This window comes from Peribacillus frigoritolerans, assembly GCF_004358755.1.
In the GTDB taxonomy this organism is placed as follows: domain Bacteria; phylum Bacillota; class Bacilli; order Bacillales; family Bacillaceae; genus Bacillus_P.
On sequence record NZ_SMZY01000002.1, the window covers coordinates 653231 to 669862 of the forward strand.

A 16632-nucleotide genomic window follows, 5' to 3' on the forward strand; every position below is an offset into this window, starting at 1 on the left:
CTTAATTAACTTTCCGATTGATTCGATTTACTTTCCATTTTCTTAATTTACTGTCTGCTCGATCTGATTTACTGTCCGGTTCAGCAAAATCACTTTCTCATTTAAATCATTTACTTACTTTTTTCCATTTCACTCCCAGCCTCGCGGACCTGCTCCCTATACTCCTTCGGTGAGATTCCTTCTATTTCACGAAACACGCGCGCAAATTGTTTAGGGTTTTTGTAGCCGACCTTTTCGCTGATTTCAAATACTTTCAGATCTGATTCACGTAACCATTTTTTGCTGTTAAGGATGCGGACCTGTTTCAAGTAATCAACAAAGTTTTGACCTGTGCTTTCTTTAAAGACATGGCTGAAATAAGAGTAGTTCAGAGAAATATGATTGGATACGACAGCAAGGTTTAAATCTTTATAATAGTTCTCCTGAATATACTGCATGGCCTGCTCCAGGTGGTTTTGCTCAGAAGAGATGGATTTTGTTTGTTTCATATATTCGTGCAGTCGCATAAGCAAATTCTGCGTTTCATGCAGGTAGTGATAAAAATCACGGAAGCTGTAAAGACACCCCGTTTTTGAAATGCGTTTAAACGTTTCCGCAGATTCCTCTCCAAACCTTGCAAAGAAACTGTCAAAGATCAGCCTGTTTATTTCTTTGTTGACTGCTTCAAGGTAGCTGATTGAATAAGTCGTGATTTTTTCATAATCCAATATCTTTAAGAGGAGTGATTTGATTTCCTGCTCCCGAACAGTGCCAAGCATGTTCTTTATTTTTTTGATTTCATCGATCGGAGGCAGCACGTTTTCTTCTCTCGATTGAATATCCTTATAATCAATCAGCTGGTTTCTTGGGTAGAGAAATCCATATTTCACCGCTTCTGCCGCTTCCAGGTATGAGGCCTTTAGGAGCCTGATGTCGGTTTTCCCATCACTGAACCCGATCGGCACGGAGCCCAACTGTTCTTTTAAAAACGGAAAGATGTTCTTGTCTTCTGAAAGAATAACGGTCCGCTCTTTTTGATCCAAAAAGCAATAAGAATGAATATCGATTTTTTCCAGATAGTTTTTAACGGATTCGATCCCATTTTCAATGTCAATCACTCCGGTATAATAGCTTTCAGCAGAGAGATCGAGCTGGATTTTGCTGCATATTTCTTTTATTTGTTCTTCCGTAATCAATGGATTCAGCAGGATGTATTGCAGCTGGCTGCTTTGCACCTCTTCAAGTTCACGCTGTGTAATCGTCTCTGTTTTCTTAAAATCATCGAGTGTGCTGCGGATCGTTTGAAAAAGCTCATGACGATTAACAGGCTTCAGCAAATAATCTTTTACCCTGCATTTGATTGCAGCTTTCGTATATTCAAAATCGTCATAGCCGCTCAATATAATGAGAACGGGGATTTGATCCTTTTCCTGAAGGGATTGAATCAGCTCCACTCCATTCATGCGCGGCATTTTGATATCCGTTACTAATATATCGATTTTTTCATTGTTTAATTGTTCAGATGCTTCCAATCCGTCTCCTGCTAGAAAAGTTTCGATTTCTCCTGAAAACTCCCGCTCGATCATGGCCTGGATTCCGCGCCTGATATTGCTTTCGTCGTCAGCGATTAAGAGCTTGTACAACAAGATTCTCCTCCTTTGCAATGAAACTTGGCACGTGAAAGGCGACTTTCGTGTATTCGCCTTCTTTGCTCTGTACCTCAAGTCCGTATTCTTCTCCATAAAGAAGCTGCATTCTCTCATGCACATTAACTAATCCGATTCCCGTTCCTCTATTCGATTCGGCATCCAAACCGGAATTGATTTTTTCATTCAGGTTCAGAGCGTCTTCAGCCGTCATGCCAATGCCATTGTCGGTAATTTCAATGACAATATCCGTTTCATTCCGGTACGCATGTAGCTTAATCTCTCCCTGCTTTTCATAGAGAACAGGGGCCAGCCCATGCTTTACCGCATTTTCAACAATCGGCTGCAGTGACATTTTGAGTACTTCGGTCGCCATCAGCTCATCCGGAACATCAATCATAAGTGTCAACCGGCCTTCAAGACGCAAATTCATAATGTCCACATAGTTTTTAATATGCGACAGCTCTTCCTGCAAAAGAACAAAGTCATTTTTCCATCTGAGATTGTATCTCATCATCGAACCAAGGGAAGTGACAGCATCCGACGTTTCGTAATCTCCCTTGATTTCAGCCATCATTTTGATATTTTCAAGCGTGTTAAAAAGAAAATGAGAATCTATTTGTGTTTTCAGGGCTCTGAGCTCGGCTTCTTTTGTCACGGCGTTTTTGTTGACTGCATCTGCAATTAAGCGGTTGATTTTAGACAGCATGCTTTTAAAATGATAGGCAAGCTGACCGATTTCACTGTAGCCGTCGACGTCAACTTTTACGCCAAAATCTCCGCTTTCCGCCTCTTTCATCGTATTCATCAGTTTATACATTTCTTTCAGCAGATAAGAGATGATCCGATAAGTGAGATAAGAAAGGATCAGCACAAGAAAAATAATGCCGCCAAGCACAAGATTCCTGGTGCTCTCCGTCTCTGCAAAAATCGTCTGCAGAGAAACAATGTTCAGCATATAAGAATCAATGCCTTCCAAATAGATCGCCCCTACTAAAATCGGGGTTTCTTTATTCATATACTGAAAGGAAAAAGTCCCTTTTTTCTTCTTGTTCTCAAATTGTTTGGTCAGGCTTTTCATATCAATCTGATTGTTTTTGAGAAAGCTGTTTTCCGGGTTGATGATGTAATTATTGTTTTTGTCGACAACCACGATCGAAGAATCAACCGAATCAACGGCACTGAACATTTTCGGGAAGAAATTTTTCTGCAGCATGCTGATCTCAATGATGCCGAGGTGTTCATCCTTAGGATAATCAAGCTCCCTCAGCACGGAAATTTTAGCGTTTGCACGGTACGGGTAGCGACCCAAAATATCATAATCCTGCTGTTCAAACCACCAGAACTCCATGCCGTTTCGGGCAATCGTTTCCTGCTTCCATGGCTTGTCTTTGATTCTGTCTTCACTGAAGAGAATTGGCCACATTTCGTTCACGTAAGGATTATTCGTATAAAGATGAATGTTTTCAATCGTCGGGTTATTCACTTGAAGACGGGAGACATTTGAGAACGCATTCATTTTAAAATTCAGCAAATCATTCACATTCGTTTCATCTCTAGTTTTGACAAAATCGATAAACTCATTGTCAGACACAACCATTTGAGCCGTCCGCCGCATGGATTCGATGTTATTTTCAATATGAACCTTCTCAATTTCAAGCAAGTATTCATTCTTATTGGTAATATCCTTGATGGCACTGTCATCGACTTGTCTTGTGTAAATGAGCGTGAAGGTGATGACGGGAATCATAATAATGCAAATATATAAAGCTATGAATTTTTTTTGCAAAGAGAGTCTGAGGAAATACTCATATATAGAGGTTTTAATTTTATTAAATGAAAACATGTCCGCACCTGCTGTCTGTAAGTAGTCATTTCAGTATAAACCATACATCTTTACTGTGGCAGGTCCAATATAGGGAAAAAGGCTGCCGGAAGCAGCCCTTTTCTTATTTATTATTCTCCAGCACTTAGCTTTTTCTTATTTTCTTTGTACATTTCTTCTTGGTATTTCTGCACTTTTTCATAGCCAAGGTCTTCGCGTTTTTCTAAGTACCCCTTCATAATCTTGTCAAATTCCTTATCGGATTTGGCAAGCAGGAGTTTAGGAAGCGTTTTACCCCATTCCTGGCTGATTTTCGTGCTGGAAATTGCTTCAGAAGAAGTGCCTGTTGGATTCAAGCCATCAAATTCTGCAAAACTCATTGTTTTTCCTTTTGTCCAATCTTCCATTTGTTTAAACGGTTCAGCCGTTGGCGGGTTCCATGGAAGACTCATGTTTGTATCCATCAGCATCCAGTGCTTGTATGATGCTCCGTACTGCTGATCAAAGGCTGTGCGGTCTGAGCTTAGAAGCTTTAACACTTCAGGTTTAAATTCAGGTTTTCCGTCTTTTTCTTCATACGTTACGTCCTTTTCTCCAAAGAAGAAATCTTTTTGTCCTTCTTCACTGATCAAATAGCTTAAGAAGGCAATCGCACGGTCTTTATCTTTTACATCTTTAGAAATCAATGTTACTGTCCACCCTGAAATGCTGTCTCCTGCAAGGGTTGGCTGATCACCAGCTGAGTTCGCAGGACCATCAACAGCGATGTATACGGAATTTGGATCTTTTGCAAAAAGAGCCTGCTGCTGTGCAGCCATGTCACTGCGCTGATACAGCATCGCGAAATAACGGCCCTGCGCAATTTTTTCTTCCATTTGCGGACGTTTGTCTACAAAAATATCTTTTGCAAGAAGTCCTTCTTCATTTGCTTCTCTGAACGTTTTCAGCCATTTAACGTATTCAGGATCTTCTGTACGATCATAAAGCTTTCCGTCTTTCTCCATTGGGATCGCAAGGAAGTTTTGAAGATATCCTTCAAGCGATCCGTTGCCGACATCCGTAAACTCATTTAGTCCGATTGGAATCATCGGCGCGCCGTTTACTTCCGGGAATTTTTCCTGAGCTGCTTTAAGAGCTGAAATAAACCCTTCAGGCGTGCTCATATCCGGGCTGCCTAAAGCTTCATACATATCTCTTCGCACTAAAAATGTTTGATTAGAAGGCTTTAAATCTTTGTATTTTTCAAAGTCCTTAGGTGAAGAAGAAGCATTTGGATAAGCATACACATTTCCATTTTCCTGCTTATACCATTCAAGCTTTGCATTGTCTGCTACTTTAAAGAAATATGGATCATATTCTTCAGCAAGCTCATTTAATGGAAGAACAAGCTCGCCCTCTTGCATTTTCTTCACAGCATCTTCCCACCAGCCAAGCGTGATAAAGTCAGGAAGCTTCCCTGATGCAATCATTGTATTCATTTTCTCCGCTTCATTTCCAGCTGGAGAAATGTAATTGATTGAAACACCTGTTTTGTCTGTTACATATTTGGAAACAGCGTCTTCTCCCCATTTGGAAGCGAACCACGAAAAGTTCATGTACCAGTCAAATGTGATTGGTGAAGTATCTGCTTTCCAGGCAGGCTCATCCGCAGAAACAGGCTTCTTGTTTTCTTTCTCACCTGAGGAAGCGGTTTCATTATTGCACGCAGAGAGCATGGAAATAAGGAGGATCGAAATCAGGAAAATCGAAAAGCTTTTTAACTTTTTCATAGTAAACCCCTCTCTAATACTTGATTATAATGGACTTTCTTTCTCTATGCATCAGCCTTTTACAGAGCCGATTAACATACCTTTGACAAAATACTTCTGCAGGAATGGATAGACAAGCACGATTGGCAGCGTTGTAATAACCATTGTTGCGAGTTTTATAGACTGGGATGTGACGGTTTTCGTCGTAATGCTTCCCGGTGCGTTCATCATCATCTGATTCGAGCTTGATTCTGCGACTACTTTATAAAGATAAGTCTGAATCGGCTGCAGATCTGGATTGTTGACGAAAATGACCCCTGCAAAGTAGTCATTCCACTGATACACTCCCTGAAATAAAGCGATTGTCGCAATAACAGGCATTGATAATGGAACAATAATCTTAATGAAAATAGCGAAATCATTCGCTCCATCAATCTTTGCTGCCTCTTCAAGCGATGGCGGCAGCTCCCGGAAAAAGGAGACAAAGATAATCAGATGGAAAAAGTTAAACATGGTTGGAATGATATACACAAGAAAGTTATCAAACAAGCCAAGGTCTCTGATTAAGAGGAAGTAAGGAATCAATCCTCCGCTGAAAAACATCGTGATGATTCCGATCATCATGTACAGTTTTCTGCCATATAAATCTCTGCGTGAAATCGCATAAGCGACCATTGCTGTGAAAAAGACATGAGTAATCGTCCCAATGACTGTTTTGGCAATCGTTACGCCAAAGGAAGTCAAAATACCTGAATTCGCGAATACCGCTTCATAGTTTTGCAGGGTAAACTCGCGCGGCCAGAAATAGATTCCGCCATTCATGGCATCGGCACCTTCATTTAAGGAGTTGACGATCACATACCAAATGGGATAAAGCGTAATCGCACAGATGATAAACATGACGACAACATTGATATTGTCAAAAATGTATTCACTTTTCGTTCTGCGATTGAGTTTGAACAGTTTCAGCACGTTTCCTTCGCCTCCTTATAAGAAAAGCTCAAGCGCCCGTTTAGCTCCGACAGACAGATAAGAATCCGGCGGAAAAGTCCGGGTCCCGACTTTTTTGACGGATGTTCTGGCCGAGGAGTTGGGCGGTGGAGCCAGACATCAATGCGCACAACTTTGTATCTTTTTAAAATAAAGATGTGCCATCTAATTTTTTCGTAATTTTATTTGCCGCAAACAGCAGGATAAAGGCAATAATCGCTTTTAACAAACCAACTGCAGTTGCATAAGAGTATCTAGCATTCTGCACACCCATTTGATAGACATAAATATCAATTACGTTGCTAGCGCTTTCATTTAATGCATTACGCAGCACAAGGATTTGATCGAAGTTAGAATTCAGCACACCGCTGACTGCAAGAATGAATAAAATCGTGATCGTTGGACGAATGGAAGGCAGTGTTACGTGCCACATTTTCTGAAAGCGGTTCGCTCCGTCAATCGTCGATGATTCGTAAAGTTCTGTCGATACTCCGGCAATCGCTGCGAGATAAATAATCGCGGACCAGCCGATTTCCTTCCAAATATCTGAGAGAATCACAATTCCCCAGAAGTATTGCGGTTCAGCAAGAAAACTGATGCGTTTATCAATCACGCCAAGATTTAATAAAATTTCATTTATAATGCCAATATCTGAAAGCCATGTTGTCAGGATTCCTCCTAAAACAACCCAAGAAAGAAAATGAGGCAAATACGTAATTGTCTGCACCGTTTTTTTGAACTTCAGAGATGTCAGCTCATTCAGCAAAAGAGCAAAAATAATCGGCAGCGGAAACCCGATGATGAGCTTAATCAAGCTGATCCCAAGCGTATTTTTGAGAACCGTGATAAAATTCTCATCCTGCAGAAATTCCTTGAACTGCATCAAGCCAACCCAGGGCGCCTCCCTGATCGTGCTGATAATACTGAATTCCTTAAACGCAATAATCAGCCCGTACATCGGCACATAGTTGAAAATAAACATCCAGACCATACCAAGCAGCGCCATGATCTGCAAATACTTCTGAGAATTCATTCTTCTCAAATCGCGCTGCATTTTCTCTTTGCGTGTACTGGCCGCGATCACTTGCTCCTGCGCCTGTACAATCTTCGCTTCCATTTCTTCACCACCCCAATTTCATGATGTTCTCTATCTGTCTTCATTGTAAGAAAACCTGACCGCGAAGATAAGTTAGGAAATTTCATTTATGGTATCAGAATTTTGGATTTGGATGGAGGAGGGGGATTTTATCTATTAAATATCTCTTTTTTAGAGGGTCTAACGAAGATAAGCAGCAAGTTAAGCGATGGAAGCATCGGGAATCAAATAAATAAGGGAAAACAGTCTCTCCTGACTGTTTTCCCTTATTAGAACTGATGTATTTGTGTCTCAGCCGGTGTAACGGAATTAATTCTTTCGGTCTCCTTTGCATCAGCAGCCTCAATAATGAATTCTGTTGCCCAATGTTCGCTTGAAAAATGATCGGCAAAGACAGAAAACCATTTAAACTTCCCTTCACCATCCAAAAAACGATTCAACAGAAAATCGGCAGCTTCATCTGACATATCCCCTTTGAATCTCGTCATATTCTCTCCCGCTTCCACTATAAAAACTCCTAATTCTTTCAACTCATCGATTACTTGCCTTTCATCATTCCAGCAATGAATTTCAATTAACCTGGATTTTTTTAAATAGTGTGCAACTAAAGGTGGCCAGTAATTATAATCTTCCGGCATAGGAAAAGTTGGATCGCTTTCTAAATTTGATGCTGCGGGTATGTGAATGTGCAGGTTCATTTTTCTTCCTCCCTCTTATCTATTTATATCCCGTTAAACCTTGTTTTGGATAAGCGCCCTATCATTGAGCAAGCTATCTTTTTGAAAAATTAAAGCACCTGTTAGCTAAAAGGCACAGTTTATAGCAGGTGGTTCATGGTATAATTATGATAGAAAACCGCTTACAAAAACAATAAACTTGAAGATTAAATCTCTTAAGGGGCAGATGAAAGTTGACAATTGATAGTAAAGAAATAACTATTTTCAATCACACTGGAAATAAAATTATAGCAGAAGATAGAGAAATTAAGATCCTTGCCAGATTAGAAGAACCGCTAATCGTCATTTTAGGAAATGTTTTGAGTGACGAAGAATGCGACGAACTGATCAGCTTGTCAAAAGACAAATTAAACCGTTCTAAAATTGGAGTTTCACACGAAATAAATCAGATAAGAACAAGCAGCAGCATGTTTTTTCAAGAAAATGAAAATGACACCATTACTAAAATAGAAAAAAGAGTATCAGCTATCATGAACATACCCATTGAACATGGGGATGGCATTCAAATTCTTAAATATAGTCCTGGTCAAGAGTATAAACCTCATTTTGATTTTTTCACATCTTCAAGTAAAGTCATAAAAAATAATAGAATCAGCACGTTGGTCATGTACTTAAATGATGTAGAGCATGGGGGAGAAACGTTTTTTCCTAAATTGAATTTTTCTGTATCTCCACAAAAAGGGATGGCCGTGTATTTCGAATATTTCTATAACGATCAAAACATAAATGAACGAACGCTACATGGCGGAGCACCTGTTACAGCTGGAGAAAAATGGGTTGCAACACAATGGATGAGAAGACAAAAACAGTCTGAATTTTAACGGGTGCTGCATATTAAAAAAGATAGATTAGAAGTTTTAATAATGTCATTAACCCTATTCAAGAATATGCCTTTCAACAAAAAACCACATCAGTCATTAAATGATGTGGTTTTTCTATTTAACTTTTTAACCGTACCGCTTAACGAAAAAGCAGTTTCTATCAAACTCCCGAATAAGCCGAAAATCCTCCATCTACAGGAATCACGGTTCCCGTCACAAATCTGGATGCTTCATTGCTCACAAGCCAGAGCAGCGTGCCATTTAAATCCTCAGGATCTCCAAACCTCTCAAGCGGTGTCTGGTTAAGAATTTTTTTCGCCCGGTCGGTGTAACTGCCGTCACTGTTCGTCAGTAAATTTCGATTTTGCTCTGTCAAGAAAAAGCCAGGCGCAATGGCATTGACTCTTATACCTGCTTTCGACATATGGACAGCCAGCCATTGAGTAAAGTTGCTGACCGCCGCTTTTGCCCCGCTGTATGCAGGGATCTTCGTAAGTGGGGTATAAGCATTCATTGAAGAGACATTAATGATCACATCGCCTTCAATCATATCTCTGCCAAAGACCTGAGTCGTCTGCAGGGTTCCGAGAAAATTCAAATCAAAGACGGAACGGACTCCTTCTGAATCCAAGTCAAAAAACGTATTGATTTCAGAGTTGTTCAAGTCCTCATTGAAATAATATTCTTTATCGGTATTCCCTTTAGGATGATTGCCGCCTGCGCCATTTATCAGAATGCTGCAGGACCCAAGTTTTTCATTCACTTCTGCTTTTGCCCTCTCAAGGCTTGTTTTATCAAGCACGTCAGCAGAAAGGGCTATAGCCGTCCCGCCTTCTGCGCGGATTTCTTCAGCAACACGTTCTACAGATTCCTGCCGCCTGCTGATGACAGCCACTTTTGCTCCGCATGCAGCAAGAGCTTTGGCAAATTGGCTGCACAGAACACCGCTTCCTCCAGTAACGACAGCCACTTTTCCGTCTAAATTAATTTGAAAAGGAATCTTCATATTTATTCCCCTTTTCCGCTTGTCTGTTTTTTTCCTTTGTTGCCGCTTCCCACAAGCCATTTAGATAGGTAGCACCCAGAGCACGGTCATACAAACCATAACCTGGTTTCCCCGTTTCTCCCCAGATCATTCTGCCATGATCGGGTCTCGCCGGTCCTGAAAAATCCACTTCTCTTAAGGCGCGGACAATCTCGTACATATCCAATGATCCATCCGTTGAAAGATGGGCAGATTCCTGAAACGATTTTTCACCGGTCCATTTTATATTTCTTAAATGAACGAAATTGATTTTCCCTTTCCTGCCAAAATAACGGACAAATTCAGGGAAATCATGCTCTGGATTTGCCCCAAGCGAACCGCTGCATAAACAAAGTCCGTTGTATGGACTATCGTATAAATGAACGAATCTGTCTAAGTTCTCTTTACTGTTAATGATTCTTGGCAATCCGAAGATGGACCATGGCGGATCGTCCGGATGAATGGCCATTTTCACTTCTTCTTCCTCTGCAACGGGGATGATTTCTTTAATGAAATAGGACAGGTTCGTCCACAATTTTTCTTCAGATACAGTTTGATAGTGGTTCATAAGACTTTTTAATTGCTCCGTTTCATAGCTTGTATCCCAGCCCGGAAGCTTTAAATCACCGTTTATAGGATTCATCTGCTTCACTTTCTCTTCCTCATAGATTAAGGCAGTCGAACCGTCCGGCAACTCATAATCAAGGGATGAGCGTGTCCAGTCAAAGACAGGCATAAAGTTATAGCAAACAATTTTTATTCCGGCCCTGGATAAATTCCGAATCGTCGTTTTGTAGTTTTCTATATACCGTTCTCTTGATGGAAGACCAAGCTTTATGTCCTCGTGCACTGGGACGCTCTCTATTACACTTAACTGTAATCCGCTCTCTTCAACCTTCTTTTTGAGCCGGGTAATTTTATCGTACGTCCAGGCTTCTCCGACCGGGATATCGTAAATAGCGGATACAATTCCAGTCATACCGGGAATCTGGCGAATATTTTGTAAGGTAACAGGATCATTGTCCCCATACCATCGAAATGTCATTTGCATAAACGTTTTCCCTCCATCTGATTATCTAGTAATCTCAAAATAGTTTTTGGCATTGTTATAGCAAATATCCTGGACCATTTGTCCGAGCAATTCATAATCATCTGGCGCTTCCCCTTTGTGGACCCAGCCGCCGATTACGTTACATAGAATGCGGCGGAAGTATTCATGTCTTGTATAGGAAAGAAAACTGCGGGAATCCGTCACCATGCCGACAAAATTGCTGAGCATGCCTATGCTTGCAAGGTCTGTCATTTGGCGGATCATTCCTTCTTTTTGATCGTTAAACCACCAGCCTGATCCAAATTGAATTTTCCCTCTTGCTTCTTCATTTTGAAAATTCCCGGCGGCTGAAGCAATGATCGGGTTATGTGCGGGATTAAGGTTATAGAGAATCGTCTTTGGCAGCTCATTCTCTTTGTCAAGATGATTCAGAAACTGATTCAGCGGCTTTGCCAGTTCAAAATCGTTCATCGAATCAAATCCTGCATCAGGACCTATTTTCTTAAACATTTTCGTATTGTTATTGCGGGTCGCTCCAATGTGAAGCTGCATTACCCAGCCATGAGAATGATACAATTTCCCAAGATGAAGCAGCGTAAAGGTCTTATACTTATTTTCTTCAGATAAAGTGATGGAGTGACCGTGAATAGCCTTATCAAAAATCGCTGAAACCTCTGAGAGCGTTGCCTCTTCATAGAAAAGATGTTCAAAGCCATGATCTGATACTCTGCACCCGGCTTCATGGAAGTAAGCAACACGATGTTCAAAAGTCTCTAATAAATCCTGATAGCTGGTTATTTCGATGTTTGCTGCTTTAGAAAGAGTTTCTACATACTCCTTAAAACCAGGCTGTGCAACTTCAATGCCTTTATCTGGACGGAAAGCAGGCAGCACAGCTGTCTCTATGCTTTCATTTGCCTGAATTTCCTTATGATAAGCAAGCGAATCTGCCGGATCGTCTGTTGTACAAATCACATGAACATTTGATTTTTTTATAATCTCCCTGGCAGAAAAATCCTTCTGCTGAAGCAGCTGATTGCAGCGTTCCCAGATTTCGTCTCCCGTTTTTTCACTCAGCGGCAAATCAATGTTGAAATATCGCTTCAGCTCTAAATGAGTCCAATGATAAAGAGGATTGCCGATACAGGACGGCATTGTTTTTGCCCAGGCATCAAACTTCTCCTTATCAATTGCACTGCCTGTAATCAGCTCTTCACTGATGCCGTTTGCACGCATAGCCCGCCATTTGTAGTGATCACCATTCAGCCAGATTTCCGTCAAGTTTCGAAACTGCTTATTTCCTGCAATTTCTTCAGGACTCAAATGGCAGTGGTAATCATAAATCGGCATATCTTTTGCATACTCGTGGTACAGAATTTTAGAGCTTTCGTAATCTAATAGAAAATCGTCATCCATGAATTTTTTCACTTCAGATTTCCTCCTTTTTCAAATCGATTTGATCTCCGCTTTTATATTCTGCACCGTTTATAATCAGCTTTCTTTTTTCACCCTGCGGCAAAATAAATGCTGCTGTGTCATATGGAAGAGTGAACTTCCCCTCTATCTCAACGTTTATATGAATCTCTGTTTCCGTTGTATTCATTTTGACAGCCACATAAGCGAAGTCTTCTTTGTATTGAGTGGTCACGCCGTCATCTTCATATAATCTGTACAGGGATTCACTGCTGCCCTTTTCTGGGAATAACAGAAATCCTCTTTCATCTTTATGTTTATCAGCAAATGAAACGTCCGCCAGATTAACAGGAAGGATGCTTCCTCCTTTTACAAGCAGGGGAACATAATGAAGAGGTGCGGGAATGGTAACTGTCTCTCCGCCTTCAAACCATGTTCCATCATGGAAGTCATACCAGCCTCCGTGGTGCTGCGGTAAATAGACGTCCCGCTGTTTTTTCCCTTTTTCTACAACAGATGCGACTAACAGGTTATCACCGAGCATAAAATCATCGTTTTCTTCAAATGTCGTTTCATCATGCTCAAATTCATAAAAAGTTGGACGGATAATCGGTTTGTAGTTGGCATGCGCTTCGTACAGTGCTGTGTATAGATATGGCGCAAGTTTTGTTCTGAATTTGATAAGGTCTCTAACTGCAGGAAGCACCTCGGGATACATCCATGGTTCGTTGACCGTTTGATCGTCATTCCAAGAGTGGATCGTAAATCTAGGATGCATGATTCCATTTTGAATCCATCTTACGAACAGCTCAGGTTCTGGTGCAGGACCAGAAAATCCGCCGACATCGTGACCAAAATTATAAAGGCCGGACAAGCTCATTCCAATTCCCATCTTGATGTTGAACTTCAGCGTTTTCCAGCTTGTCCGGTTGTCGCCTGTCCATGTTTGAACGTAGCGGTGCATACCCGGACTGCCGGATCTTGAAATTAAATAAGGACGAAGCTCTGGATTGTATTCCTGCTGCGCTTCATACGAAGCTTTCATCATGAGCAGAGGATGCAATGCACGAATCACATCAAAGCTGATTTTTTCTCCAAATCCATGACATTCAGCTTCTTTGCTCCATATCTCAAACTCATTGTTGTCATTCCATGTTGAATCAATCCCGTAGTCAAGCAGCTTTTCTTTTACTTGTGATTTCCACCAGCTGTAGGTTTCCTTATTTGTAAAATCCAGATAAGCCCCAGTCTCATCCCAGAACTGGGCCATCTCTGTATCCTTGGTTTCACGGTTTTCAATAAACATTTTTTTCTCTGCCAGTTCATGGAATAAGGGATGGTCTTTTAACAGGCAAGGTTTGATATTTGCACACAGTTTAAGACCATCTTCATGGTAGTCGTTCACCAATTCCTTAGGATTTGGGAACTTGTCGTCATTCCAGGTGAAGACATATCGCTTATCGCCAATCGACGTATATCCGGATGAAAGCTGAAACGACTCACACAATATGTCATGTGTGCGGCAAAGTTCCAGAAACTGCTTCAGCTGATTCTGCGCATCAGGTGCATCCGTATAGCTCATGGTCGAACCGGAATAGCCAAGGCTCCATTTTGGCGGAAGGATCGTTTTCCCCGTCATCCACGCAAATGTTTCAGTCACATCCTGTACTTTTGGTCCCGCTATCACATAGTAATCAAGATCTCCGTCTTCCGCCTGAAAATAGCGGTACAATCCGTGATAGTTATCGAGCTCTGAGCCCATTTCAAAAACAGAGCTTGATAGATTGTCATAAAACAAACCGAAAGATACACCCGTTTTTTTATTTCTTGTTATGTAAAACGGCATGTGCTTGTAAAGCGGGTCTGTGTACTCTGCATCATAGCCCATGGCATCAATTGTCTGCATGCGGTATCGCTTTCCGTGTTTATCTACAGCACCTGTTTTTTCTCCAAACCCGAAATACTGCTCTTCTAAATCACGCTGCAGATAATGGGCAGGTTCTCCTCCTGCTGCATATTCAAAATGATAGGCCTGTGTCGCCCGGTCTTTTGCCATTTGAATCCAGCTATCTTCAATTTTTGTATACCACGTCACTTTAAACCCATTAAGCTGAATGTCCATCTTCAATGCTTCTGTCTGGATGTATACTGCGTCTTCACCCTGTTTGATCTGATAGCCGGGCAATGAAAATCCCGCCGTCTCAAATCTGTTTCTTCCTTCAAAAGGAACGTCTTCCATTCCGGGAGCGATACTCCATGTTTGCTTTAGTTTCAGTGAATTTCCTTCCGAAAAAAGAACGCGTACAATGTTCGTTTCAAGAATGAACACATAAGCTTTTACCGTTCCGTTTTCAAGCTGAAATTCAACGATATTGTTTTCTTCTTTTACGAATGTAAATGGATATGTTTCTTTAATGCTCATGAATGAAACCCTTCTCTCTGCTGTATTTTATAAGCCAAACAGTTTTGGCAGGCTGAGGCTGATTTCCGGAATAAACGTCACCGCCAAAAGCACCACGATAATGGCTCCGTAAAACGGCAGAAGCGGTTTTATGACCTGCTCCATTTTCACTTTTCCAATGCTGCAGCCTACAAACAGAGCACTGCCGACAGGAGGTGTAATGTTCCCGATGCAAAGGTTAAAGGCCATCATGATTCCGAAGTGAACCGGATCCATGCCGAATGCTGTAACGACCGGAAGAAAAATTGGTGTAAAGATTAATACGGCAGGTGTAATGTCCATAAATGTACCGATAATCAATAGAATCAGGTTCATAATTAGCAGAATAATAATCGGACTGTCTGTTAAGCTGAGCAGACCGCTGCTGATTGCCTCAGGAATACCAGTGAAAGACATGACCAGAGATAAAATCGTGGAAGTGCCAATCAATAACATAATAACGGCTGTCATCTCCACCGTTTCAAGCAGCATTTTCGGCAGCTTCTTAAAGCTGAACGTTCGATAAATAATGGACAGAATAAGTGAGTAAGCAACAGCGATGGCTGCGCCTTCAGTTGCTGTAAAAACCCCTGCTATGATCCCCCCGAGGACAACCACAATCAGCAGAAGACTTGGAATGGCATCAAGGAATACCTTCAGTCCCTGACTAAACGGAATCCGGGGTGCAATTGGATAGTTCTTCTTTTTCGCAATGAAGTAAGCAACAATCATCGTAGCAATCCCCCATAAAATGCCTGGAACATATCCGGCAATAAACAAGGCAGCTACAGACGTTCCCCCGCTGACAAGCGAGTAAATAATAAGCAGACCGCTTGGAGGAATCAGGAGACCTGTCGGTGCAGAAGCAATGTTGACTGCTGCTGAATAGGTCCGTTCATATCCTTCTTTATCCTGAAGCGGAGACATGACTCCTCCGATTGCCGCAGCAGAAGCGACAGAGGATCCTGATATCGATCCGAAAAGCATGTTGCCGAGCACGTTTGTGTGAGCTAAAGAACCCGGCATGCGGCCAGCCAGCAGTTTGGCAAGGTTAATCAATCGGATGGCAATTCCGCCATTGTTCATAATGATCCCAGACAGCACGAAAAAGGGAACCGCCAGAAGAGCAAAGCTGTCGAGGCCTGTAACCATTTTCTGGGCAGAGGTAAATACCGCAACATCAAACGGAAACAAAATCAGCATGGTAGCAATGGAAGCACCTGCAATACTGACAGCAATCGGCACTCCCACTACTAAAAGGACAAAAAACACACTCAGTAAGATGAGTCCTGCAGTTAAGGTCAATTTCAATCACTCCTTTGTTTTAGCCTTCAATCCTAGTTTTTGAGACGGCTTCCAAATCATCTGAATATAACTCTACTTTTCTCTTAACAACAGCTTCATAGATGCTCATCAGACTATATCCGATGATAAGAATGCCGCTTACCGGCAGAGATAAATAGATGTATCCCATCGGAACGCTAAGTGCCGCTGAAGACTGGGCCATTGTAATCGCTACTGTCCTGGATCCTCCAATGACCATAACGAGAACAGCAAATGAAAGAACAAGCACTTCAATGATGACGCTGACAGGAAGAGCTTTGTTTTTAGGCAGCTTTTCTGCAAGCAGTTCAATCGCAATATGCTTCTTCTGTCCAAATGCATAAGCTGCACCAAGCATGGATACCCAAATCAGTGAATATCTTAAAATTTCTTCAGATACAGTGCTTGGCGAGTTGAGCACGTACCTTGTGAAAACCTGCCATACCGCCACAAGCACCATAAACGCAAGCATGGTACATGTAATAAAAGCTATGGTCTTATCGGCTGTTTTTCTTATTTTCTGCATCACAGTTCCTCCC

Annotated in this window: 13 protein-coding genes; 1 reads left to right on the forward strand and 12 read right to left on the reverse strand. The window is 41.5% G+C overall.

Going from position 1 to position 16632, the window contains the following annotated elements; translation table 11 throughout:
* Window positions 1–110 precede the first annotated feature (110 nt).
* The 6 genes from E2R53_RS10690 to E2R53_RS10715 all read right to left on the reverse strand — a co-directional run bounded on the left by E2R53_RS10690 (window position 111) and on the right by E2R53_RS10715 (window position 7982).
* On the reverse strand, window positions 111–1625 hold the full coding sequence (locus E2R53_RS10690; protein ID WP_165970956.1) for a response regulator transcription factor: 1515 nt from the start codon (window positions 1623–1625) through the stop codon (window positions 111–113).
* A complete protein-coding gene (locus E2R53_RS10695) occupies window positions 1600–3471 on the reverse strand; it encodes a histidine kinase (protein WP_133311743.1) in 1872 nt (623 codons plus the stop codon). The genes E2R53_RS10690 and E2R53_RS10695 overlap by 26 nt, the downstream gene beginning before the upstream one ends.
* 110 nt (window positions 3472–3581) lie before the next feature.
* A complete protein-coding gene (locus tag E2R53_RS10700; RefSeq protein WP_133311744.1) occupies window positions 3582–5219 on the reverse strand; it encodes an extracellular solute-binding protein in 1638 nt (545 codons plus the stop codon).
* Window positions 5220–5270: 51 nt separating this feature from the next.
* Window positions 5271–6161, reverse strand: a complete 891-nt coding sequence (locus E2R53_RS10705) for a carbohydrate ABC transporter permease (protein WP_133312255.1) — start codon at window positions 6159–6161, stop codon at window positions 5271–5273.
* A 172-nt stretch (window positions 6162–6333) separates the two neighbouring features.
* Window positions 6334–7242 carry an ABC transporter permease gene (locus E2R53_RS10710; RefSeq protein WP_286166186.1) on the reverse strand — a complete coding sequence of 303 codons (909 nt, stop codon included), beginning with the start codon at window positions 7240–7242 and terminating at the stop codon, window positions 6334–6336.
* A 311-nt stretch (window positions 7243–7553) separates the two neighbouring features.
* The gene (locus tag E2R53_RS10715) at window positions 7554–7982 is read right to left on the reverse strand and encodes a hypothetical protein (RefSeq protein ID WP_133311746.1); all 429 of its coding nucleotides are present in this window, start codon (window positions 7980–7982) and stop codon (window positions 7554–7556) included.
* A gap of 212 nt (window positions 7983–8194) precedes the next feature.
* Here E2R53_RS10715 and E2R53_RS10720 point away from each other — a divergent pair, with 212 nt between their 5' ends.
* Entirely contained in the window at window positions 8195–8842 is a 648-nt protein-coding gene (locus tag E2R53_RS10720) for a 2OG-Fe(II) oxygenase (protein WP_133311747.1), read from the forward strand.
* A gap of 160 nt (window positions 8843–9002) precedes the next feature.
* Here E2R53_RS10720 and E2R53_RS10725 read toward each other — a convergent pair whose 3' ends face one another.
* The 6 genes from E2R53_RS10725 to E2R53_RS10750 are packed head-to-tail and all read right to left on the reverse strand — an operon-like array spanning window position 9003 to window position 16619.
* The gene (locus E2R53_RS10725) at window positions 9003–9848 is read right to left on the reverse strand and encodes an SDR family oxidoreductase (protein ID WP_133311748.1); all 846 of its coding nucleotides are present in this window, start codon (window positions 9846–9848) and stop codon (window positions 9003–9005) included.
* Window positions 9826–10917, reverse strand: a complete 1092-nt coding sequence (uxuA, locus tag E2R53_RS10730; RefSeq protein ID WP_133311749.1) for a mannonate dehydratase — start codon at window positions 10915–10917, stop codon at window positions 9826–9828. Before uxuA ends, E2R53_RS10725 begins: the two co-directional genes overlap by 23 nt.
* A gap of 21 nt (window positions 10918–10938) precedes the next feature.
* Complete coding sequence (gene uxaC / locus E2R53_RS10735) at window positions 10939–12345, reverse strand: glucuronate isomerase (RefSeq protein ID WP_133311750.1); 1407 nt, start codon at window positions 12343–12345, stop codon at window positions 10939–10941.
* A 1-nt stretch (window position 12346) separates the two neighbouring features.
* Window positions 12347–14752 (reverse strand): glycoside hydrolase family 31 protein, encoded by a 2406-nt coding sequence (locus E2R53_RS10740; RefSeq protein ID WP_133311751.1) that lies wholly within the window; start codon window positions 14750–14752, stop codon window positions 12347–12349.
* Between the two features lie 27 nt (window positions 14753–14779).
* On the reverse strand, window positions 14780–16075 hold the full coding sequence (locus tag E2R53_RS10745) for a TRAP transporter large permease (RefSeq protein WP_133311752.1): 1296 nt from the start codon (window positions 16073–16075) through the stop codon (window positions 14780–14782).
* A 19-nt stretch (window positions 16076–16094) separates the two neighbouring features.
* Window positions 16095–16619, reverse strand: coding sequence for a TRAP transporter small permease (locus tag E2R53_RS10750; protein ID WP_133311753.1), 525 nt, complete (start codon window positions 16617–16619; stop codon window positions 16095–16097).
* Window positions 16620–16632 lie beyond the last annotated feature (13 nt).

Coding starts and splice junctions, on each gene's coding strand:
- E2R53_RS10725 (WP_133311748.1), bottom strand. CDS start 9,848: ATGAAGATTCCTTTTCAAATTAATTTAGACGGAAAAGTGGCTGTCGTT.
- E2R53_RS10700 (WP_133311744.1), bottom strand. CDS start 5,219: ATGAAAAAGTTAAAAAGCTTTTCGATTTTCCTGATTTCGATCCTCCTT.
- E2R53_RS10740 (WP_133311751.1), bottom strand. CDS start 14,752: ATGAGCATTAAAGAAACATATCCATTTACATTCGTAAAAGAAGAAAAC.
- E2R53_RS10715 (WP_133311746.1), bottom strand. CDS start 7,982: ATGAACCTGCACATTCACATACCCGCAGCATCAAATTTAGAAAGCGAT.
- E2R53_RS10750 (WP_133311753.1), bottom strand. CDS start 16,619: ATGCAGAAAATAAGAAAAACAGCCGATAAGACCATAGCTTTTATTACA.
- E2R53_RS10695 (WP_133311743.1), bottom strand. CDS start 3,471: ATGTTTTCATTTAATAAAATTAAAACCTCTATATATGAGTATTTCCTC.
- E2R53_RS10710 (WP_286166186.1), bottom strand. CDS start 7,242: ATGCAGCGCGATTTGAGAAGAATGAATTCTCAGAAGTATTTGCAGATC.
- uxuA (WP_133311749.1), bottom strand. CDS start 10,917: ATGCAAATGACATTTCGATGGTATGGGGACAATGATCCTGTTACCTTA.